The sequence below is a fragment of the Nocardioides houyundeii genome (assembly GCF_002865585.1).
Lineage (GTDB): Bacteria > Actinomycetota > Actinomycetes > Propionibacteriales > Nocardioidaceae > Nocardioides > Nocardioides houyundeii.
Genome location: NZ_CP025581.1, coordinates 588538 through 609664 on the forward strand (window position 1 = coordinate 588538; position 21127 = coordinate 609664).

The 21127-nt window shown below is 72.0% G+C and carries 23 protein-coding genes; 15 read left to right on the top strand and 8 right to left on the bottom strand.

Translation table 11 applies throughout. The features are described from left to right. Positions 1 to 64: 64 nt before the first annotated feature. Genes C0R66_RS02875 through C0R66_RS02895 form a run of 5 tightly spaced genes read right to left on the bottom strand, consistent with a single transcriptional unit; the run spans position 65 to position 4554 of the window. Entirely contained in the window at positions 65 to 943 is an 879-nt protein-coding gene (locus C0R66_RS02875) for an HTD2 family dehydratase (RefSeq protein WP_101523427.1), read from the bottom strand. Beyond that, positions 940 to 1680, bottom strand: a complete 741-nt coding sequence (gene fabG / locus C0R66_RS02880; protein WP_101523428.1) for a 3-oxoacyl-ACP reductase FabG — start codon at positions 1678 to 1680, stop codon at positions 940 to 942. Before fabG ends, C0R66_RS02875 begins: the two co-directional genes overlap by 4 nt. Further along, a complete protein-coding gene (locus C0R66_RS02885) occupies positions 1677 to 2558 on the bottom strand; it encodes an HpcH/HpaI aldolase/citrate lyase family protein (protein WP_101523429.1) in 882 nt (293 codons plus the stop codon). Before C0R66_RS02885 ends, fabG begins: the two co-directional genes overlap by 4 nt. Then, positions 2558 to 3772 (bottom strand): CoA transferase, encoded by a 1215-nt coding sequence (locus tag C0R66_RS02890; protein ID WP_101523430.1) that lies wholly within the window; start codon positions 3770 to 3772, stop codon positions 2558 to 2560. The genes C0R66_RS02885 and C0R66_RS02890 overlap by 1 nt, the downstream gene beginning before the upstream one ends. Then, a complete protein-coding gene (locus tag C0R66_RS02895; protein ID WP_101523431.1) occupies positions 3769 to 4554 on the bottom strand; it encodes an enoyl-CoA hydratase/isomerase family protein in 786 nt (261 codons plus the stop codon). The genes C0R66_RS02890 and C0R66_RS02895 overlap by 4 nt, the downstream gene beginning before the upstream one ends. Before the next feature lie 136 nt (positions 4555 to 4690). Between C0R66_RS02895 and C0R66_RS02900 the strand changes: the two genes are divergently transcribed. The 3 genes from C0R66_RS02900 (at position 4691) to C0R66_RS02910 (ending at position 7007) form a co-directional block, all read left to right on the top strand. Next, positions 4691 to 5125, top strand: coding sequence for a universal stress protein (locus C0R66_RS02900; protein ID WP_101523432.1), 435 nt, complete (start codon positions 4691 to 4693; stop codon positions 5123 to 5125). A gap of 101 nt (positions 5126 to 5226) precedes the next feature. Then, positions 5227 to 6072 (top strand): beta-keto acid cleavage family enzyme, encoded by an 846-nt coding sequence (locus C0R66_RS02905; protein ID WP_101526001.1) that lies wholly within the window; start codon positions 5227 to 5229, stop codon positions 6070 to 6072. Positions 6073 to 6134: 62 nt separating this feature from the next. Continuing rightward, positions 6135 to 7007, top strand: a complete 873-nt coding sequence (locus C0R66_RS02910; RefSeq protein ID WP_101523433.1) for a glycosyltransferase 87 family protein — start codon at positions 6135 to 6137, stop codon at positions 7005 to 7007. Here the strand turns inward: C0R66_RS02910 and C0R66_RS02915 are convergent. Further along, positions 7001 to 7363, bottom strand: coding sequence for a DsrE family protein (locus C0R66_RS02915; protein ID WP_101523434.1), 363 nt, complete (start codon positions 7361 to 7363; stop codon positions 7001 to 7003). The genes C0R66_RS02910 and C0R66_RS02915 overlap by 7 nt on opposite strands. A gap of 22 nt (positions 7364 to 7385) precedes the next feature. Here C0R66_RS02915 and C0R66_RS02920 point away from each other — a divergent pair, with 22 nt between their 5' ends. The 3 genes from C0R66_RS02920 to ygfZ are packed head-to-tail and all read left to right on the top strand — an operon-like array spanning position 7386 to position 9280. Continuing rightward, a complete protein-coding gene (locus C0R66_RS02920) occupies positions 7386 to 7880 on the top strand; it encodes a heme-binding beta-barrel domain-containing protein (RefSeq protein ID WP_101523435.1) in 495 nt (164 codons plus the stop codon). A 3-nt stretch (positions 7881 to 7883) separates the two neighbouring features. Next, positions 7884 to 8348: a Fur family transcriptional regulator gene (locus C0R66_RS02925; RefSeq protein ID WP_101523436.1), complete on the top strand. Its 465-nt coding sequence runs from the start codon at positions 7884 to 7886 to the stop codon at positions 8346 to 8348. Continuing rightward, on the top strand, positions 8345 to 9280 hold the full coding sequence (gene ygfZ, locus C0R66_RS02930) for a CAF17-like 4Fe-4S cluster assembly/insertion protein YgfZ (protein ID WP_101523437.1): 936 nt from the start codon (positions 8345 to 8347) through the stop codon (positions 9278 to 9280). Before C0R66_RS02925 ends, ygfZ begins: the two co-directional genes overlap by 4 nt. 3 nt (positions 9281 to 9283) lie before the next feature. Here the strand turns inward: ygfZ and mshD are convergent, their stop codons facing one another. Both mshD and C0R66_RS02940 read right to left on the bottom strand, forming a co-directional pair. Beyond that, on the bottom strand, positions 9284 to 10090 hold the full coding sequence (gene mshD, locus C0R66_RS02935) for a mycothiol synthase (RefSeq protein WP_101523438.1): 807 nt from the start codon (positions 10088 to 10090) through the stop codon (positions 9284 to 9286). 60 nt (positions 10091 to 10150) lie between these two features. Next, the gene (locus C0R66_RS02940) at positions 10151 to 10918 is read right to left on the bottom strand and encodes a response regulator transcription factor (protein WP_101523439.1); all 768 of its coding nucleotides are present in this window, start codon (positions 10916 to 10918) and stop codon (positions 10151 to 10153) included. 42 nt (positions 10919 to 10960) lie between these two features. Here C0R66_RS02940 and C0R66_RS02945 point away from each other — a divergent pair, with 42 nt between their 5' ends. The 9 genes from C0R66_RS02945 (at position 10961) to C0R66_RS02985 (ending at position 21116) form a co-directional block, all read left to right on the top strand. Beyond that, entirely contained in the window at positions 10961 to 11263 is a 303-nt protein-coding gene (locus C0R66_RS02945; RefSeq protein ID WP_241901548.1) for a MoaD/ThiS family protein, read from the top strand. Between the two features lie 201 nt (positions 11264 to 11464). Then, positions 11465 to 13642 carry a carboxypeptidase-like regulatory domain-containing protein gene (locus C0R66_RS02950; RefSeq protein ID WP_101523440.1) on the top strand — a complete coding sequence of 726 codons (2178 nt, stop codon included), beginning with the start codon at positions 11465 to 11467 and terminating at the stop codon, positions 13640 to 13642. Between the two features lie 110 nt (positions 13643 to 13752). Then, positions 13753 to 14211, top strand: coding sequence for a thioredoxin family protein (locus C0R66_RS02955; protein ID WP_101523441.1), 459 nt, complete (start codon positions 13753 to 13755; stop codon positions 14209 to 14211). Positions 14212 to 14475: 264 nt separating this feature from the next. Next, the gene (locus C0R66_RS02960) at positions 14476 to 14922 is read left to right on the top strand and encodes a DUF4395 domain-containing protein (protein WP_101523442.1); all 447 of its coding nucleotides are present in this window, start codon (positions 14476 to 14478) and stop codon (positions 14920 to 14922) included. A gap of 32 nt (positions 14923 to 14954) precedes the next feature. Then, on the top strand, positions 14955 to 15803 hold the full coding sequence (locus C0R66_RS02965; protein ID WP_101523443.1) for a sulfurtransferase: 849 nt from the start codon (positions 14955 to 14957) through the stop codon (positions 15801 to 15803). Next, positions 15803 to 16099: a DUF1416 domain-containing protein gene (locus C0R66_RS02970; protein ID WP_101523444.1), complete on the top strand. Its 297-nt coding sequence runs from the start codon at positions 15803 to 15805 to the stop codon at positions 16097 to 16099. Before C0R66_RS02965 ends, C0R66_RS02970 begins: the two co-directional genes overlap by 1 nt. A gap of 87 nt (positions 16100 to 16186) precedes the next feature. Further along, a complete protein-coding gene (locus tag C0R66_RS02975) occupies positions 16187 to 17473 on the top strand; it encodes an O-acetylhomoserine aminocarboxypropyltransferase/cysteine synthase family protein (RefSeq protein ID WP_101523445.1) in 1287 nt (428 codons plus the stop codon). A 165-nt stretch (positions 17474 to 17638) separates the two neighbouring features. Further along, positions 17639 to 19255 (top strand): carboxypeptidase-like regulatory domain-containing protein, encoded by a 1617-nt coding sequence (locus C0R66_RS02980; protein WP_158647858.1) that lies wholly within the window; start codon positions 17639 to 17641, stop codon positions 19253 to 19255. 208 nt (positions 19256 to 19463) lie between these two features. Next, entirely contained in the window at positions 19464 to 21116 is a 1653-nt protein-coding gene (locus tag C0R66_RS02985; RefSeq protein WP_158647859.1) for a carboxypeptidase-like regulatory domain-containing protein, read from the top strand. The last annotated feature ends 11 nt before the right edge of the window (positions 21117 to 21127 follow it).

Consider the following 21127-nt stretch of genomic DNA (forward strand, 5'->3'; position numbering starts at 1 on the left):
TCTCCTTGTGAAGGTGTGTGCAGATGTGCAGATGTGCAGGTGTCCTGACCCGTCTGGCGACGGGTCAGGCGCGGGCAGGTGGGGGATCCAGCTCCACGCGGGCGTGCACCCGCGGCTGGCCGTCTCCGGGGGAGACCACCTCGAGCACCGGGTGCCCCTCGTCGCGGCGCACCAGCTCGGCGGGGTCGCCGCAGAAGAGCGGCGCCGAGCCTCGGTGCCGCAGCACCGAGGGGAACGGGGCGCCGGCCCGACGGCCGACCTCGGCCAGGGCGGTGGCCATCAGCGGCCCGTGCACCACCAGCCCCGGGTAGCCCTCGGTCCTGGTCGCATAGGGCCAGTCGAGGTGGATGCGGTGCGGGTTCGAGGTCAGCGCGCTGAAGCGGGCCAGCAGGATGGGGTCGGTACGCAGCTGCCAGCTGGCGGCCGCACCGGCCTGCTCGGGGGCCGGCGCGAGCAGCGCCCCCACGCCGGGTGCCGGTGCCGGCTCGACGGCGACGTCCCCGGTCTCCCGGGCCTCGGTGTAGACGATGTTCTGCACCTCCTCGACCAGGAGCCTGCCGTCGTCGGCGTGCACCCGGATGGTGAGGTCCACCAGGGCGAGCCGACCGGAGCGGCCCTCGCGATGTCGCGGCTGGGAGGCGCTGGAGACCATGGTGACCCGGCTCCCGATCGGCACCGGGGCGCGGAACCGGACGGTACCGCCGCCGAACATCCGCCGGGGCAGGTCGACCTCCGGCATGATCCCGGTGCCGCGGCGCGGGTGCCCGTCGGGCCCCAGCGACTCCGGGTCGGGCCACCGGGAGAGGGCGACCCAGTGCCACAGGGCGGGCAGCGGGGCGCCGGCACGTACGTCGACGTCGTGTGACCCCAGCAGCCCGGCCAGGGCCTCGACCGCCACCGGGTCGACGACCCGGGTGACGGTCTCGGTCCGCGGCTGAATCACATGAACCGCCCGCCGGTGACCTCTGCCACCGTGCCGGTCATGTAGGAGGACAGGTGCGAGGCGTAGAAGAGCGCCACGCCGGCGACCTCGTCGGGCTCGCCCGGGCGCTGCATCGGGATCTCGGACATCTTCTGGTCCCAGGCCTTCTGCGGCATCGCCTCGGTCATCGCCGAGCGGACCAGGCCGGGCTGGATCGCGTTGACCCGGACGCCGTGGTGGGCCATCTCCTTGGCAGCTGCCTTGGTCATGCCGACGATGCCCGCCTTGGCGGCGGAGTAGTTGGTCTGGCCGACCATGCCGACCTTGCCGGAGAGCGAGGAGATGTTCACGATCGCGCCGGACTTCTGCTCGCGCATCCGCGCCGCGGCGAGCCGGGTGCCGTTCCAGGTGCCCTTGAGGTGGACCGAGATGACGAGGTCGAAGTCCTCCTCGGTCATGGTGCGCATGGTGGCGTCCCGGGTGATCCCGGCGTTGTTGACGAACACGTCGAGCGAGCCGAAGTCGGCGACAGCGGTGTCCACCAGGCTCTGCACCTGCTCGGCGTCGACCACGTCGCAGCGCACGCCGCGGACCCGGTCCGCGCCGAGCTCGGTGGCCGCTGCTGCGGCTGCAGCCTCGTCGAGGTCGCCGATCACCACGTTGGCGCCGTGTGCGAGGTAGAGCCGGGCGATGGCCAGGCCGATGCCCTGGGCGCCTCCGGTGACGATGGCGGTCTTGCCGTTGAGGAGCGAGGTCATGATTCCCTTCCTGTCGGTTCATCTGTGGATTCAGCGGTGAGATCAGGGCGGGGTGCGGCGGCGTCGACCACTCGTAGCACGCGCAGCGCGCGCTCCACGACGGGTCGGTCCACCATCCGTCCGTCCAGGGTGGCCACGCCCTCGCCGGCAGCCTCGGCGGCCGCGGCCGCCTCCAGCACGGCGCGGGCCCAGGTCACGGTCGCCTCGTCGGGGGCGAACCCGCGCGTCGCCGCGACCACCTGGCGCGGGTGGATGCAGAGCTTGCCGCCCATGCCGAGCTGCTGGGCCCGGTGGACGTCGCCGTCCAACCGCTCCTCGTCGGTGACGTCGGCGGTGACCCCGTCGACCGGAGCGGCGAGCCCGGCGGCGGCCGAGGCGAGCACCAGGGTGCTGCGCGCCCAGAGCAGTGCCTCGTGGGCGTCCGGGTCGATGCCCAGCTCGGCGGCGAGGTCGAGGTGGCCGAACGCGAGCCGTACGACGGCCGGGTGGGCCGCCAGGCTCGGCGCGGCGAGCACTCCGGCGGCTGTCTCGACCAGGGCCACCACCGGACCGCAGCCGAGTGCGAGGCGGTCCAGCGCCTCCACGTCCTGGGCCTTGGGCAGCATGATCGGGCAGCCGTGGCGGCGTACCAGCTCCAGGTCGGCGAGGTGGTCGGCGGTGCCGGCCGCGTTGATCCGGACCATCAGGGGCAGACCCTCGCCAAGCAGCCGGTCCACGGCCTGGCGGGCCGTGGCCTTGGCCGCCGCGGGCACGGCGTCCTCGAGGTCGACGACCACCAGGTCCGCTCCGCTGGCCAGCGCCTTGGCCACCCGCTCGGGCTTGGTGCCCGGGACGAACAGCAGCGTGCGCGCCGTACCCGGGTCGGGCAGGGCGGTCATCAGGCGGCGGGGTCGCAGGCGACCACCCGGTGGTCGTGGAGGCGGCCGATCTCCGCGCTGGAGAGTCCGAGCTCGGCGCTCAGCACGTCCTCGGTGTCGGCGCCCAGGCGGGGTGCCGGCACCGGGTCGACGAGCTGGGTGTCCCAGCGCAGCGGGTTGCTGGTGGCCAGCATCTGCCCGATGCCCGGCTGGTCCACGACCCGGGCCACGGAGTCCTGGTCGGCGCGCGCGGCGCTGGCCGCCTCGCCCATGGACCGGTACGGGCCCCACAGCACGCGGGCCCGGTCCAGCAGGGGCGTGAGCTCGTCCAGGGTGCGTGCTGCGAACCACGGGCGCAGGATCGAGGCGATGGTCTCGCGCAGCTCGTACCGCCTGGACTCCAGGCGCAGGTCGGTGTCCAGCGCGGTCTCCAGGGCGGTGAAGACGGGGGCGGTCGAGGTGACCTCGCACAGTGCCCGCCAGTGTCCCTCGGTGAGGGCCACGATCATCACGCGCTGGCCGTCGGCGGTGGCGAAGTCGGTGCCGAAGCTGCCGAAGACGTGGTTGCCGTGCGGCTGCCTGCTGCCGTTCTGCTCGGCCTCGGCCAGCCAGCCCACCGCGCCGACGGCGGAGAGGGCGACGTCGGCCAGGGCGATGTCGATCTGCGATCCCTCGCCGGTCGTCTCGCGCCGGCTGACCGCGGCCAGCAGACCCAAGGCGGCGTTGGACCCGGTGAGCAGGTCCCAGGCGGGCAGCACGTGGTTGACGGGCTCGGGGGAGCTGACCGGCCCGGTCATGCTGGGCACCCCGACCGCGGCGTTGACGGTGTAGTCGACCGCGGGGCGGCCGTCGGGGAAGCCCAGCACGTGCACGGAGATGGCGTCGGGGCGCCGCGAGGTGAGGTCGTCGTGGGTGATCCGGTGACGACCGACGAGGTTGTCCACCAGGATGCCGGCGCCCGGTCCGGGGCGGGTGCTCAGGGCGAGCACCAGCTCGCGGCCCTCGGGGGTGCGGTAGTCGAGCACGACCGAGCGCTTGCCCTTGTTCAGGCTGGCCCAGTAGAGGCTCGCCCCGGTCTCGGCCAGCGGCCAGCGCAGGTGGTCGCTGCCGCCGCCCGGGAGGTCGATGCGGGTCACCTCGGCTCCCATCTGGGCCAGGGCCATCCCGCAGGAGGGGCCGGCGATGAAGGTCGCGCACTCGACCACCTTGAGGTGGGCCAGGGGGGTGGTGCTCATGAGAAGTGGGGCTCCCGTCGTTCGAGGAAGGCCGTCTGGCCTTCGCGTGCATCTGGACCGTGGCCAGCCAGCGCCATCGCGGCGCGCTCGCCGCGCAGGAACTGGGCGAGCCCGGCGCGGTCGTGGTTGAGCAGCGACTTGGTGATCGCGTTGGACTGCTTGGGGCCGTTCGCCAGACGGGCCGCGAGCTCGAGCGCGCGGGCCGTCGCCTGACCCGAGGGCGACGTCTCGGTGATCAGACCAGCCTCCAGGGCGCCGGCGGCGCCGAGCCGCTCGCCCAGGTAGAGGTGGGCGGCGGCGCGCTGGTGCCCGAGGCGGCGCGGCAGGTGGAACCCGGTGCCGGCGTCGGCGGTCATCCCACGCGCCGCGAAGGGGGCCAGGAAATAGGCGTCCTCGGCGGCCACGACCAGGTCGCAGGCCAGGACGATGCCCCAGGAGGCGCCGATCGCGTAGCGCTCGACGGCGGCGATCACCAGCTGGTCCGCACCGACCATGGAGTTGATCAGGTCGTGGATCTTGGCCAGTCGCGCGGCCGGCGCGAAGACGCCGGCGTCGGCGCCGGCCATGGAGGCGACGTCGCCGCCGGAGGAGAAGAACTCCTCCCCGCCGGTGAGCACGACGGCCGCGTCGCCCCGCTGCGCCGCCTCGGCGAAGCCGGCGCGCAGCAGGTCCACGGTGGCGGCGTCCAGCGCGTTGCGGCGGTGTGGCCGGTTCAGGCGCAGCGTGGTGACGCCGTCCTGCGACGTGCGCAGAACGAGCTCCTCATTTCGTTGGGACGTCATAGTCTATAGAAAATAGAGTATGTAAGTCCGTCTGTCGAGAGGCATGCTCTTCTCGGCGCCGGACCGCACGGCTCCAGGACGCCGCCCGCCGGGCGGCTCGAGCGAGTGATCGAGTGAGTGAACGAGGAGACGCGCAGTGACGAAGAAGATCGTGATCGGGGTCGACGGCAGCCAGACGGCCCACCTGGCGGCGCTGCGGGCCGGCGAGCTGGCGCTGTCGTTGGGCGCGGAGCTGCTGGTTGTCTGCGCCTTCGAGGGTCTCGAGGTCGAGCGGATCCGCCAGGGCAGCGAGGACCTGGTCATCTCCCACGAGGACGACGCGCTCAACGCGGCGACCGAGGAGGCGCGCAAGATCCAGGCGGTGCACCAGGAGCTGGTGCTCCGGCCTCTCGCCGCCCACGGCAAGCCCGCCGCGGCGTTGGTCCGGGTCGCGCACGAGCAGGACGCCGAGGTGATCGTGGTCGGCAACAAGCGGGTCCAGGGTCTGGCCCGGGTGCTGGGGAGCGTGGCTCGCGACGTGGCGGCGCACGCCGGCTGTGACGTCTACGTCGCCCACACCCACGAGCGCTGAGCCCATGCCGGGGTGGCCGGTGGGCACGGTGCCGATGGGGTGGCCGGGGCGGCCGGGCGTGGCCGGCGGGTCGGCCGGATCCGCCTGATTAGATGGCGGGCATGCCCGGACCACTGCTGATCACGGTCGCGCCCACCGGCGCCGAGACCGCCAAGGCCGACTGCCCCCAGCTGCCCACCACGCTCGAGGAGCTGGTGACCACCGCGACCGAGTGCCAGGACGCGGGTGCCGCGATGATCCACGTGCACGTGCGCGACGGCGAGCACCAGCCCACCCTGGACGGCGGACGGCTCCGGGAGACCGTGGCGGCGCTGCGGGAGAGCACGGACCTGGTGGTCCAGCTCTCCACCGGCGGCTCGGTCCACGACCCGTTGTCCGACCGGCTCAAGGTGCTCGACGCCGAGCCCGACTCCTGCAGCCTGACGATGGGCACCACCAACTTCGGCGACGACGTCTTCCTCAACCCGTGGCCGTTCGTGTGCGAGCTCTACCAACTGGCGCAGGAGCGTGCGGTGGCCCCGGAGTTCGAGCTCTTCGACCTCGGCCAGGTGCACGCGCTGAGCCGGCTGCTGGACCGCTACGGCCTGCCCGCGGGCGGCAAGGTGCACGTGGACCTGGTGATGGGCGTGCCCGGCGGGATGAACGGCACCGCCGACGCGCTGGTGGCCGCGGTCCGCGACCTGCCCGAGGCGGTCACCTCCTGGTCCGCGACCGGCATCGGCCGCTCCACCTTGCCGGTGATGCTCGCCTCGCTCAGCAAGGGCGGTCACCTGCGCGTGGGCATGGAGGACGTGATCACGATCAGTCGCGGGGTCCCCGTGGAGTCCAACGCCCAGCTGGTACGGCGGGCCGTCGAGGCCGGCGCGCTCGCGCAGCGCACGCCGATGTCACCCGCGGCGGCGCGCGAGCTGCTCGGCGTACCGGCGCGGGCGGCCCGCACCGCGTAGCCGGCACGTGCGGTTCGCCGGATCCGGCGACGACGAGCGCCGTGGGCCCCTAGCCTGCGGGGGTGACGGCACCGGAGGCGAGGATCTCTCTGCGGCGGCGGCTGCCGGGTGACGTGCTGCTGGTCCTCGGCTCCTGCCTGGCGCTGGTGGGGGTGCAGTGGGCCTGGCGCTACGGGCTCGGGTGGGACGCGCATGCCTACTACCTGGCCTGGGACGGGGGTCTGTACGACGCCACCCCGGGAGTGCAGGACGCCTACAACTACAGCCCCGCCTTCGCCCAGGCGGTCTGGCCGCTGGTCCAGCTGCCATGGCCCGTCTTCTGCGGCGTGGTGGTGGGTGCGGCGGCGGTGGGGGTCGGCTGGCTGCTCAGGGGGGCGCGACCTCTCGTCGCGCTCGGCCTGTGGCTGGTCTGCGTGCCGGAGATCCTGTCCGGCAACGTCTACTGGCTGCTGGCGGTGTGCGCCGTGCTGGGCGCCTCACGTGGCACGCCCTGGGTCTTCGTGGCGTTCACCAAGATCCTGCCCTGCCTGGGGCCGGTGTGGTTCCTCGCCCGGGGCGAGTGGCGGCGGGCGGCGTCGTTCCTCGCGGCCTCGGCGCTGGTGCTGGGAGCCTCCCTGCTCGCGGATCCGTCGCTGTGGCGAGACTGGCTCGGCTTCCTCACCGACAACGCCGGTGGTGCCGACGCCGCCAGCGGCTCGGTCGTTCCTCCGCTGTGGCTGCGTCTGCCGTGCGCTGTGCTGCTGACCGGGTACGCCGCCCGCCGCGACCGCCCCTGGCTCCTCCCGGTGGCGATGCTGCTCGCCACCCCGGTGCTGGCCCAGGGCTCCTTCGCGCTGCTGGCCGCCATCCCGCGGCTGCGGGCCGCGGTCGTCGACGTCGGCGTCCCGGGAGCCGCCGGCCCGGCCGATCGGGAGTCGCTGGGCCGGCCTCAGTAGACCAGCGCCTGCACCCCGTCGCCGAGGACCTCCTCGGCGAACAGCGCGGCTCCCGCGATGCGCGCCCCGGGCAGCAGGTCCTCCTCGGTGATCCCGCGCCGCGCGGCGCACTGGGTGCACACGGTCAGGGTGCCGCCTGCCAGCACGGCGTCGCGCAGCGCGGCCAGGGGAGTGGCGAGCTCGAGGGAGAACTCCTCCGCCTTCCCAGGTACGCCGTACCAAGCGGCCTCACCGGTGAGCCACAGCGAGACCGTCGCCCCGGCGGCGACGGCGGACGCGGCGACGGTGAAGGCCTGGTTGCAGCGCTCGGGGTCTTCCGCGCCGCAGGTGACCTTGACGACGAGTGGGCGAGTCATGGACCAACACTAGAGTGGCCCCATGCCGTTCGAACTCCCTGACAACCTGCACCCCAACTGCGGTCCCGTTGCGTGGTTGCTGGGCACCTGGCGCGGCAACGGCCACGGTGACTACCCCACGATCGAGAAGTTCCAGTTCGGCCAGGAGCTGATCTTCACCCACGACGGCCGACCCTTCTTCCACTACATGTCGCGGGCCTGGATCCTCGACGAGAACGGCGAGAAGGTCCGTGACGGTGCCATCGAGACCGGCTTCCTGCGCTGCCCCGAGCCCGGCAAGGTCGAGTTCCTGCTCGCGCACAACACCGGCTTCGTCGAGGTCTGGTACGGCGACGCGGCCGGCGGCAAGCTCGACCTGACCACCGACGCCGTGGTCCGCACCGAGTCCGCCAAGGAGGTCGCCGCCGGCAAGCGGCTCTACGGCAACGTCGAGGGCGACCTGCTCTACGCCTACGACATGGCGGCGATGGGCCAGCCGCTGCAGCCGCACCTGTGGGCGCGCCTGCAGCGGGCGTGAGTCATGGCTGAGCACGAGCTCGCCCAGGCCCTGCGGGGCAGCGGCTACCGCCTCACGCCGCAGCGTCAGCTGGTGCTGGCCGCGGTGGAGGAGCTGGGGCACGCCACCCCCGACGAGCTGCGCGACCACGTGGGCGGCGCCTGCAACATCTCCACCGTGTACCGGGCGCTGGAGGTGCTGGAGGAGCTGGGGCTGGTGCGCCACACGCACCTGAGCGACCGGGCGCCGACGTACCACTCCGCACGTGAGGCCGAGCACTTCCACCTGGTCTGCCGGAATTGCGGCAAGGTCACCTCGGTTGACCCTGACAGGGCCGCTCCGTTCCTGGCCCGGCTGCGCAGCGAGCACGGCTTCGTGACCGACGTCGGCCACCTGGCCATCTTCGGTCGCTGCGAGGAGTGCCCCGAGGTCGCCGACGAGGGCGACCACCCCCACGACCATCTCGTCCACCAGCAGGAGAACCGATGACCAGCCCATGCCTCAGCCTTCCCGGGGCGGTGAGCGGCGACGGCGTCGACGCTCCCGTGGCCGCGCACTACGGCTCCTTCAACCTCGAGCAGCGCACCCTGGAGTCGGGCGACGGCTTCGTCGACCTCTCGCACCGTGACGTGGTCCGGATCAGCGGGCCGGACCGGCTGACCTGGCTGCACTCCCTGACCACCCAGTTCCTGGAGGGGATCGCGCCCAGGGTGTGGACCCAGGCGCTGGTGCTCAGTCCGCAGGGGCACGTGGAGCACCACTTCCACGGCATCGACGACGGCGAGTCGTTCACCGCCCACACCGAGCCCGGCGCGGGCGCCGCGCTGGCCCAGTGGCTGGACCGGATGCGGTTCATGATGCGCGTCGAGGTCTCCCTGGTCGACGACCTGGCCGTGATGTGGCGACCCACCGACGGCGGCACCTTCGACCTGGTGCCCCGCGACCGGGTCACCGCCTACGCCGAGGCGGCCGGCCCGGCCTGCGGGCTGTGGGCCTACGAGGCGCTGCGGATCGCTCGCGGGGAGCCGCGGATGGGCGTGGACACCGACCACCGGACCATCCCCAACGAGGTGGGCTGGATCCCCTCGGCGGTGCACCTGGACAAGGGCTGCTACCGCGGCCAGGAGACGGTCGCCCGGGTGCACACCCTGGGCCGCCCGCCGCGGCGCCTGACCATGCTGCACCTCGACGGCACCGAGAATCGGCTGCCCGCGGTCGGCTCCGAGGTGCTGCACGGCGACCGCGTCGTCGGCTTCGTCGGCTCCTCCGCGCGCCACCACGAGCTCGGGCCCGTCGCCCTGGCGCTGGTCAAGCGCAACGTGCCCGTCGACGCCCCGCTGATGCTGGAGGGGATGCCGGCCGGCCAGGAGGTCGTCGTGGACCCCGAGGTCGGGATGCACGTGCGGCCCAAGCTGCGCTGAGGCTCAGACCTTGGCGTACATCACGTGCGTGTCCGCGGCGGCGTGGGTGAACCCGAGCCCGGCGTACGTCGCGATGGCGGCCTGGTTGTCGGCCTCCACGTAGAGCAGGACCTCCTCGGCTGCGCGCTCCTGGAGGTGGGCGAGCCCGGCCAGGGTGAGGAGCCGACCGAGGCCCCGGCCCTGCGCGTCCGGGTCGACGCCGACCACGTAGACCTCGCCGAGCTCGGGGGAGTGCCGCTTGGTCCAGTGGAAGCCGAGCAGCTTGCCGTCGGTGTCGAAGGCCATGATGAGTCCGGCGGGGTCGAACCAGGGCTCGGCCATCCGGGCCGCCAGGTTGGCGGCGTCCATCTGGCCCTGCTCGGGGTGCTTGGCGAAGGCGGCGGCGTTGACCCGCAGCAGCTCGTCGGCGTCACCGGGCTGCCAGCTGCGCAGCTCCACGCCGTACGGCGGCTTGACCACGGGAAGCGGTGAGGTCAGCTCGCGACGCATCACCCACAGGTCACGCACCCGGTGCATGCCGTGCCGGGCGGCCAGCCGGGCGGCGGCCGGGTGGTTGCCGTGGCTCCAGGCGCGGGTGATGCCGGGATGGGTGGCCATCACCTCGTCCAGCAGGGCGGTGCCCAGGCCGTGGCGTCGTACCGGGGGGTCCACGACCAGGGTGAGCTCCTCGCCGTGCACGAGGGCGAAGGCGCCGTCGTGCTCGATGACCTCGCAGTCACCGGCGTGCAGCGCCATCAGGGTGGCTTCGTCGATCGGCGCGGCCCCGTCGGCGGCCTCGGCCCGCTCGGCGACGATCTCGATGGTGGGCATGTCAAGACCCTATGTCGACATGCGGAGCGGACTAGACAGCGGCTCCCGTCTGACCGTGACTCAGATCTCGGCGGCCTCGGGCTCGGCGTCCTCGGACCGGGTGGCTCCCGCCTCGGCGACGGCCTGGTCCTCGACCCGCGTCTTGTCCGCCACGGGGAGCACGAACCGGTAGCCGACGTTGCGCACGGTGCCGATCAGCGTCTCGTGCTCGGGGCCCAGCTTGGCGCGCAGCCGGCGCACGTGCACGTCGACGGTGCGGGTGCCGCCGAAGTAGTCGTAGCCCCACACCTCCTGCAACAGCTGCTGGCGGCTGAACACCCGGCCCGGGTGCTGGGCGAGGAACTTCAGGAGCTCGAACTCCTTGAACGTCAGGTCCAGGGGGCGGCCGCCGATCCGGGCGGTGTACGTCGCGTCGTCGACGACGATCTCTCCGCTGCGGATCACGTGCGCGTCGGGGTCCGCGGCCTCCATGGCGGCGGTGAGCCGGCCGATCGCCAGCCTGATCCGGGCCTCCAGCTCGGCCGGGCCGCAGTTGTGGAGCACGACGTCGTCCATGCCCCAGTCGTGGGAGACCACCGCGAGCCCGCCCTCGGTGACGATCATCAGCACCGGGACCTGGGTGCCGGTGGTGCGGATCAGCCGGCACAGGTCGCGGGCGTGCGCCAGCTCCTGACGGCCGTCGACCAGGACCAGGTCGGAGTCCGGGGCCTCCAGCAGGGCGCTGCCCTCGGACGGCAGGATCCGCACGTGGTGGCCGAGCAGCCCGAGCCCCGGAAGCACCTCGGCGGAGGACTGGAGCGCGCTGGTGAGCAGCAGCAGAGTGCTCATGCATCCTCCTCACGTGGACCAAGTGGGGTGACAATACCGGTCATGAGCCCCGATGAGTCCCAGATGTGTCCAAGCATCGGCAGGATCACACTGCGCTACTGGGCGGCCGCCCGCCACGAGGCCGGGGTGGAGGCCGACGTCGTCGAGACCGACGTACCCCTGACGCTGGCCGATCTGCGTGAGCGGGCGGTGGCGCTGCACCCGGACTCCGACCGGCTGCCCGCGGTGCTGGGCGTGTGCGCCGCGCTGGTCGACGACCGCCCCGTCGGCAGGCAGGACCCGGGGACGCTGCTGGTCCAGCCCGGGGCGACGGTGGAGTTCCTGCCGCCCTTCGCGGGGGGCTGAGCGCCCGTTCTCCGCCGGGCTGTCCGCGGTGGGCGCTTTGTCGTTTGCGGCACTCGAGAATGGGTAGCCTCCCGCTCGCCAGTGCAATCGGGGGATGCAAGGTGGCTCCCGGCTGCTCGAACAGATGTGAGCCGAGAGGTGGAGCGAGTGAAGGTGCAAGATGCGCGACGGGGGACACGTCGCCTGGTTTCAGCAGGGGCGGTGACGGCACTTGCGGCCGGGCTTCTCTCCACGGGGCTGGCCTCGCCGGCCGCCGCCGCACCGGTCGGGGTGACCACGACGGTGACCGACGCCGCCGGCAACGCGGTGGACGGTGTGGCGCGCGCCTACCGGCTCAGCGACTCCGGGAGCTATCTGCTCGCCGGCGCGCAGCAGGTCGCCGGCGGCACGGTCAACCTCCCGGTGGAGCCGGGGACCTACAAGTTCGAGTTCCGGGCCGAGGGCTACCTCTCGGAGTTCTACACCGACAAGCCCTCGCTCGAGGCCGCGGACGGCGTCCTCGTCTCCGGCCCCGCGGCGCTGGCGCCGGTGGTGCTGGCGGCCGCGCCGGTGATGTCGGGCGTGGTGACCACGGCGGGCGGCCAGCCGCTGCGCAACGTGCGGGTGGTGGCGACGCACCAGACGACGTACGCCGAGAGCAGCGACTACACCGACGCCTCGGGCGGGTTCAGCATCGGCGCCGAGCCGGGCAGCTACAAGGTCGAGGTCGTCGGCGGCACCTTCGGCGGGAAGTACTACCGCGGTGGCTACTTCAACGACAAGGGCTCCGAGCCCGAGGCCGACGTGGTGGTGCAGGGCGCCGGCGGCACCAGCCTGGGGGCCCTGGCCCTGTCGACCGGTGGCGCCATCACCGGCCGGGTCACGGGCACGGGTGACGCTCCCCTGGAGCGGGTGCGGGTGAGCGCGACCCGCGTCGAGACGGACGGCAGCACCAGCTCGAGCTACGACGAGAGCGACTACACCGACGTCAACGGCGGCTACGCGATCGAGGGTCTGGCCCCGGGCAACTACCGCCTGACCTTCAGCGACCCGGCGGAGGAGTACCTGACCGAGTACGCCGGCGACTCCACGGTGTTCTCCTCCTCCCCGCAGCTGACGCTCGCGCGCAACCAGACCATCGCTGCCGACGCGTCCCTGGCTCCGGTGGCGCCGCTCGACCCGAGCGCCGTCGACCTCACCGGCCGGGTCACCGACTCCTCCGGCGCCCCGGTCATCGGCGCCAGCGTCGCGGCTTACACCACCCCCGCCTCGGCCAAGAACGCTGGACGGATCTCCTGGACGGCCACCAACCGGCAGGGCGTCTACGCCTTCCGTGACCTCGACCCGGCCGCGTCGGGCTCGTCCGAGGACACCTTCAAGCTCTCGGTCAGCGACCTGGGTGGCCGCGAGGAGGGTCAGTTCGCCCGCATCGACACCTTCTACGGTGGGGCCCGCAGCTACGAGAAGGCCAAGACGGTCACGGTGCCCGCGGGTGCCACGGCCAGCGGTGCCGACGTCGTGCTGCCCCTGATGGGCGGGGTGGCCGGCGCCGTGTCCAGCGAGGACGGCCTCTCGGTCGCCCGCGCCGGGGTCGAGTTCGTCAACGCCGACGGCGACACCGTCGCCAGCACGGGCGTCAAGCTCGACGGCACCTACGCCGTGCGCAGCCTGCCCGCCGGGGTCTACAAGGCGCGCTTCTACGACCAGGGCTTCTTCCTCGGCGGCGAGGTCACCGAGATCCACGTGCCCGAGTGGTACCGCAACGGCACCAACATCGGTGACGCCAAGACGATCACCGTGGCCGGCGGCCAGACCACCCCCGGGATCGACGCGGCCCTGGCCGGCAGCCTCAAGGCGGTCGAGAAGCCGGAGATCGGCGGCAAGCCCTACGTCGGCGGCACCGTGCGCGCCAAGCCGGGGGTCTGGACCCTCTCGGCCAACACCACCTTCGGCTACGAGTGGCTCATCGACGGCGCCGTGGTCGGCACCGGGCAGCGCCTGCGCATCGCCAAGGGCTGGTTCGGCGAGAAGGTCGTGCTGCGGGTCTCCGCCGAGAACGGGCCCCACCAGGGCGTCGCCCTGGTGACCAGCCAGAAGCTCAAGCGCCAGCCCAAGATCAAGATCAAGGCCGGCAGTGCCGCCACCTTCACGGTCAAGGCCGAGAAGGTCAAGGCCAAGAAGATCAAGGGCAAGGTCGTCGTCCGCGAGATCGTGCGGACGAAGGCCGACGGCACGATCAAGTACAAGAAGATCGGCAAGGCCAAGATCAAGGCCGGCAAGGGCAAGGTCTCGCTCGCCAAGGTGAAGGGCAAGGGCAAGCACCAGGTCGAGTTCACCTTCACCTTCAAGGGCAAGGTCGGCAACGCCGTCGTCGTGAAGAAGGTCAAGCGCAAGCGCTGATCGCTCCTGCCCAGCAGGCCCCGATCCGGTTCGCCGGGTCGGGGCCTGCTGGCGTGTGTGGGTGGCGTCGGCCGGGGAATGACCCGGCCCACCCCCGTGTTCGGGCTCACGTGACGACAGGACAGTGGGTGCTCCTCGGCGCCGTGGTGCTCGCGGTGGCCTTCGGGCTCTGGCGGGCCGGGACCGACGGGCGCTTCCGCGGCACCCGCGCACCCCAGGCCGGCGAGACGGGGGAGCGCGAGAGCGAGTCCCCGACGGCGTACTCGCTCCTCACCGGCACCGAGTACGCCGACCGGCTGGGGGCGAAGGGCACGTTGCTGCAGTTCTCCAGCGCGTTCTGCGCCCCGTGCCGCGCGACCCGACGCACCCTGGAGGAGGTCTCGGCCCTGGTCCCGGACGTGGCCCACGTGGAGGTCGACGCCGAGTCGCAGCTGGAGCTGGTGCGCCGGCTCGGGGTGCTGCGCACGCCGACGACCCTGGTGCTCGACGGGCAGGGTCGCGAGGTGACCCGCGCGGCGGGGGCCCCGACGAAGCAGCAGGTGCTGCAGGCGCTGGCCCAGCTCCCGTGACTGTCCAACATATGGACCATGCGTCCGGAATGTGGGACGCGATTGGGGTGCGACGCCACCCCGCCCCTACTCTCGTACTCATGAGCTCGACCTGGCTGACGAAGCGACGCGCAGTGGACCACTGCCGCGTCCACTCAGCCCTGTGTCGAATGTCCTGAGGCTGACGCCACCCCTCTGTCCGCGATCGGCGGACCAGTGCGTCGGCCGCCTCGGCGTAGCACCAGCACCCCTCTCGGGATTGCCAACGCACTGAAAAAGGACCTCATGAACGACCAGATCGATCCGCGCGGCCCGCAGTTCGCTGCGGCCCTCACCACGGTGGTGCTCGCCGTGGTGCTGCTGCTCGCGCCCGGCCCCTGGGCGACCGGGCTGCTCGCGGCGCAGGCGCTGGTCTTCGCGACCGGGGCCCTGCGCGGCATCAGCCACACGCCGTACTCGTGGCTGTTCCGCACGCTGGTCAAGCCCCGCCTCGCTGCGCCCGACCACCTCGAGGACCCGGCGCCGCCGCGGTTCGCCCAGGGTGTCGGGCTCGCCTTCGCGGTCCTCGGCCTAGTCGGGTTCGGCACCGGTCTGGACCTGCTCGGCCTGGTCGCGACCGGCTTCGCGCTGGCTGCGGCCCTGCTCAACGCGGCCTTCGGCTTCTGCCTGGGCTGCGAGCTCTACCTGCTGATCCGGCGCGCGGGCGTCGGACGCCCCGCCGCCTCCCACTGACTCCGCACCACCCGAATAGAGAGAAGAACACCATGAGCCGCGAGAACTCGCTCGTCACTGCCCAGTGGGTCGAGGACAACCTCGACACCCCCGGCGTCGTCCTGATCGAGGTCGACGAGGACACCACCGCCTACGACAAGGGCCACATCCGCAACGCGATCAAGCTGGACTGGACCACCGACCTCCAGGACCAGGTCCGTCGCGACTTCGTCGACAAGGCCGGCTTCGAGGCGCTGCTGTCCGAGCGCGGCGTGAGCAACGACGACACCGTGGTGCTCTACGGCGGCAACAACAACTGGTTCGCCGCCTACGCCTTCTGGTACTTCAAGCTCTACGGCCACCGCGACGTCAAGCTGATGGACGGCGGCCGCAAGAAGTGGGAGCTGGACTCTCGCGAGCTGACCGACGCCGTGCCGACGCGCGAGAAGACCACCTACACCGCGACCGAGCAGGACCGCTCGATCCGCGCGTTCCGCGACGACGCGGTGGCCGCCATCGGCGTGCAGAACCTGATCGACGTGCGCAGCCCCGACGAGTACGCCGGTCGGCTGATGGCCCCGGCCCACCTCCCGCAGGAGCAGGCCCAGCGCGCCGGTCACATCCCGACCAGCCTCAACGTGCCGTGGAGCAAGAACGCCAACGACGACGGCACCTTCAAGTCCGACGAGGACCTGCGCAAGCTCTACGACGAGGTCGGCATCGACGACTCCAAGGACACCATCGCGCTGTGCCGCATCGGTGAGCGCTCCTCGCTGACCTGGTTCGTGCTGCACGAGCTGCTGGGCTTCCAGAACGTCAAGAACTACGACGGCTCCTGGACCGAGTACGGCTCCCTGGTCGGCGTGCCGGTCGCCCTGGGTGACGAGCCGGGCGTCGCCTGATGTGTGGCGCGGTTGAGGGCGGCCTGTCGCTCGACGGCGTCAACGTCGCCAAGGAGGCCGTGATCCAGGGTCAGGTGACCCGCGACGGCGAGCCCGTCGGGTCGGCGTACGTCCGGCTCCTGGACCGGACCGGCGAGTTCACCGCGGAGGTCCCCACCTCGGTCACGGGCCACTTCCGGTTCTTCGCCGGCGAGGGCGAGTGGACGCTGCGCACGCTGGCGCCCAAGGCCGAGCCCGTCGATCGCAAGGTGACCGCCCGGATCGGGTCGGTGGCCGAGGTCGACATCGCCGTCTGAGACGACAGTCTCGAGCTGGGCCCCGCCCTCCAGGGGGCGGGGCCCTTCCCGCATCCACACCGACACGCCACCCGAGCAGGAGTCCCCATGACCTACCGCCCCGAGACCCTCGCCGTCCACGCCGGACAGGAGGAGGCGGACCCGGCCACCAACGCCCGCGCCGTGCCGATCTACCAGACCACGTCCTACGTCTTCAACGACACCGAGCACGCGGCCAACCTGTTCTCCCTGGCCGAGCCGGGCAACATCTACACCCGGATCATGAACCCGACCCAGTCGGTCTTCGAGGACCGGGTCAACCAGCTCGAGGGTGGCGTGGGGGCGCTCGCGACGGCCTCCGGCTCGGCGGCCACGACGTACGCGGTGCTCAATCTGACGTATGCGGGCGACAACATCGTCGCCCTCTCCACCCTGTACGGCGGCACCTACGCGCTGTTCGCCCACACCCTGCCGCAGTTCGGCATCGAGGTGCGGTTCGTGGACCCGGAGAAGCCCGAGGACCTGGCCAAGCACGTGGACGAGAAGACCAAGCTGGTCTTCGGCGAGACCGTGGGCAACCCCAAGATCAACGTCATCGACCTCCCGGCCTGGTCCGAGGCGGCGCACGCCGAGGGACTGCCGCTGATCATCGACAACACTGCCCCGACGCCGTACCTGGTGCGTGCCCTGGAGCAGGGCGCGGACGTCGTGGTGCACTCGGCCACCAAGTACATCGGTGGCCACGGCACCTCCATCGGCGGCATCATCGTGGACTCCGGCAAGTTCGACTGGGCCGCGCACTCCGACCGCTTCCCGGGGCTGACCAAGCCGGACCCGGCGTACCACGGCGCGGTGTGGACCGAGGCTGCCGGACCGGCGGCCTACATCATCCGGGCCCGCACGGTGCTGCTGCGCAACACCGGCGCCGCGATCACCCCGATGAACTCCTGGCTCTTCCTCCAGGGCCTGGAGACGCTGCACCTGCGGATGGAGCGCCACAGCGAGAACGCGCTGGCTGTCGCGCAGTACCTCGAGGGCCACGACGCGGTGTCCTGGGTGAGCTACCCGGGCCTGGAGTCCAACGCCTACAAGGAGGTCGCCGACCGCACCTTCACCGGCAAGGGGTACGGCGGCATCCTGAGCTTCGGTCTGAAGTCCGGGCGCGAGGGCGGCAAGGCGTTCATCGAGTCGCTGGGGCTGTTCAGCCACCTGGCCAACATCGGTGACGCCAAGTCGCTGGCGATCCACAACGCCACCACCACCCACAGCCAGCTCACGCCGGACGAGCTGGAGGCGGCCGGCGTGCCGGAGGACATGGTGCGGCTCTCGATCGGCATCGAGAACGTCGAGGACATCATCGCCGACCTGGAGCAGGCGCTGGCCGCGTCGAAGTGAGCGGCGTCGGGAACGTGTGGCTCGGGTCACACTTCCCCGATTCTGGATCTACCGGACCGTAGGTCGCAGGGCTAGCGTGAAGAAGGCGTCAACCCGAGAGGGGCTGGCGCGTCGAGTCCCGGGAGTCCCGCGATGTCGCCACGAATGCCCGCACGCTATCGGCGGATGATCGCCGGAGTCCTCACTCTCACCCTGGTGCTGCTGGGGCTCGTCGTCTCCAGCCTGGACCGGGCCGCGGTCGCGCAGGTGGAGGAGCCGACGTACCCGGTGACGGGCACGGTCGCCGGCACGGACGGCCAGCCGCTGGCGGGGATCACGTTCTACTTCACCGGTATGGAGCCAGAGCAGCCCGACTACGAGGTGACCACGGACGCGCAGGGCCGCTACGCCCTGGAGGTGGCCGGTGGGCGCTACAACGGCTATTTCCTGAGCAACACCCACCTCACGTACTTCCTGGACCTCGGACCCGACAGTGCGGGCGTGCTCGTCGACGGACCGACCGTCATCGACGCCACCCTGGTGCGCTACGCCGCGCTGACCGGGACGGTGCGGGGCCCCGACGGTCCGGTCGCTGGCGCGCGGGTCACGACGTACCGGCTGAGCAACGGGTATTGGTCCCTCGGGGAAAGCGGCGTCTCCGGTGCCGACGGCAGCTACCGGGTCAACAGGATCGACCCCGGCACCTACCGGGTGCGCATCGAGGCGACCGGTTTCGTCACCGAGTTCCACTCCGACGCCACGGAGGTCTCGGAGGCCGACGACGTCGTGCTTGCGGAGGGCGACAACCTCCTGGACCCGGTACTCAGCCCCGGCATCACCTTCCGGATCGGGGGACGCATCACCTTCCGAGGCGACCCGCTGCGCGGCCTCACGATCCTGGTGAGCCGCGTGACCTCCACGGGGGTCGAGGAGGTGGCAGGGGCGTTGACCGCCCCCGACGGCACCTGGTCCGTCCCGGTCTCGCCGGGTCAGTACCAAGCCAAGACCGTCGGAGGCACCGCGTTGACTCCCGGGGACTACTCGGGGGGCGGCGTGACCGTCTCGACCAGTGACGTCCTGGGGCTGGACGCGGACCTGCAGGGCGGCGTCCTGCAGGGTCGGGTCACCGGCGCCGGGGAGCCCATCCCGTCCGACGTCGGGGCCTTCGTGAAGGTGCCCAACAGGACCGGGTTCATCTGCGGCTTCCCCACCGGCGGGCGGACCGATGCGTCCGGTTTCTACGCGGTGGACGGCCTCCTCTCCCCGCCCTACTACATCTTCGCGTTTCCGCGGCGGGAGGCAGCCGACCTCTTCGTGGGTGAGGCCTACCTCGACGCCCCTCTCGGGTGCGACCCGCCCACGCTCCCGGTGGATGCCCGCGACGGCCTGGTGATCGACTTCGACCTGGCCCCGGTGGGAACGTCGCCGTCGCCCAGCCCGACGGTGACCCCCAGCGAGTCGCCCAGTGAGTCACCCAGCCCGACGGTGTCTCCGAGCCCGACGGTGTCTCCGAGCCCGACGGTCACCCCGACTGAGTCGCCGTCGCCGGACCCGGGGCCGCAGCCGGTGCTGCTGGGGGTCCCCAGGGTCGGCGGGGTGCTGGCCGTCCTGTCTTGGCCAAGGGCGGGCGCGACGGTGACCCGGCAGTGGCTGCGCGACGGTACGCCGATCTCCGGCGCCACCGGGGTGCTCTACCAGGTCAAGGGTGCGGATCGCGGCACGCTGCTGTCGGCTCGGCTGACCTACACCCGCGCCGACGGCTCGGTCTCCGTGGTCACGACCAAGGAGCTGCGGATCCGGTGATCGAGGGGGTTCTGGTCGTGCCCGAGCACAGGTGCGGCCCCGCTCCGTCCGGCTTCCTGTGGCGCGGCTCACACGTCCCCGATTCTGGCTCTATCAGGCCGTAGGCCCCAGGGCTAGCGTGGAGAAGGCGTCGACCCGGAAGGGGCTGGCGCGCCGACAGTCTGGGAGACCTGCGATGTCGTCACCAATGCCCGCCCGGTATCGGCGAGTGATCGCCGCAGTCCTCACGCTCACCGTGGCCCTGCTGGGGCTCATGGTCTCCACCCTGGACCGGACCGCGGCGGCGCAGGCCGACGAGCCGACGTACCCGGTGACGGGGACCGTGACGGGCACGGACGGCCAGCCGGTGGCGGGGATGACCTTCTACTTCACCGGTATGGAGCCCGAGCTGCCCGACTACGAGGTGACCACGGACGCGCAGGGCCGCTACGCCCTGGAGGTGGTCGGTGGGCGCTACAACGGCTATTTCTTCGGCAACACCCACGTCACGTACTTCCTGGACCTCGGACCCGACAGTGCGGGCGTGCTCGTCGACGGGCCGACCGTCATCGACGCGACGCTGGTGCGCTACGCCGCGCTGACCGGGACGGTGCGGGGCCCCGACGGACCGGTCGCCGGCGCGCGGGTCGTGGCGTTCCGGTTGATCGACGGACGTTGGTCCGCGACGGGAGGAGGTGGCGTGTCCGGTGCCGACGGGAGCTACCGGGTGCCCAGGCTGGAGCCTGGGATCCACCGGGTGCGCATCGAGGCGACCGGTTTCCTCACCGAGTTCCACCCCGACGCCAGGGAGGTCTTCCAGGCCGCCGACTTGGCGCTGGGCGAGGGCGACAACGTCCTCGACCCGGTCATCGGCCGCGGCACCCTGCGGATCGGGGGACGGATCACGTACCGCGGCGATCCGCTCCGCGGCCTCAGGATCCGGGTGAGCCAAGTGACCTCCACGGAGGTCGTGGAGGTGGCGGAGGCGTTGACCGCGCCTGACGGCACGTGGTCCGTCCCGGTCTGGCCGGGTCAGTACCAAGCCAAGACCGCCGGCTACACCGCACTAACCCCAGGCGACTACTCGGGGGGCGGCGTGACCGTCACGACGAGTGACGTCCTGGGGCTGGACGCGGATCTGCAGGGCGGCGTCCTGCAGGGTCGGGTCACCGGCGCCGGGGAGCCCATCCCGGCATACGTCGGACTCTTCCTCGTGAGAAGCGACAGGTCCGGGATCCGCTGCATGTTCACAGGGGACGGCGGATCGGTCGACGCGTCCGGGTTCTACGCGGTGGACGGTCTCGCCGCAGCCACGCCCTACTACGTCCAGGCGGTGCCGCGAGGGGAGGCCGCCGACCTCTTCGTGGGTGAGGCCTACCCCGACGCGCCTCCCGGGTGCGACCCGCCCGCGCTCCCGATCGAGGCGCGGGACGGCTTGGTCATCGACTTCGACCTGGCCAGGGTGGGGACGTCCCCGTCGCCCAGCCCGACGGTGACCCCGAGCGAGTCGCCCAGTCCGACGGTCACCCCGAGCGAGTCCCCGTCACCGAGCGAGTCGCCCAGCCCGACGGTCACCCCGAGCGAGTCGCCCAGCCCGACGGTCTCCCCGACTGAGTCGCCGTCGCCGAACCCGGGCCCGCAGCCGGTGCTGCTGGGGGTCCCCAAGGTCGGCGGGGTGCTGGCTGTCCTGTCTTGGCCAAGGGCGGGCGCGACGGTGACCCGGCAGTGGCTGCGCGACGGTACGCCGATCTCCGGCGCCACCGGGGTGCTCTACCAGGTCAAGGTTGCGGACCGCGGCACGCTGCTGTCGGCTCGACTGACCTACACCCGCGCCGACGGCTCGGTCTCCGTGGTCACGACCAAGGAGCTGCGGATCCGTTGAGGCCTGAGGGG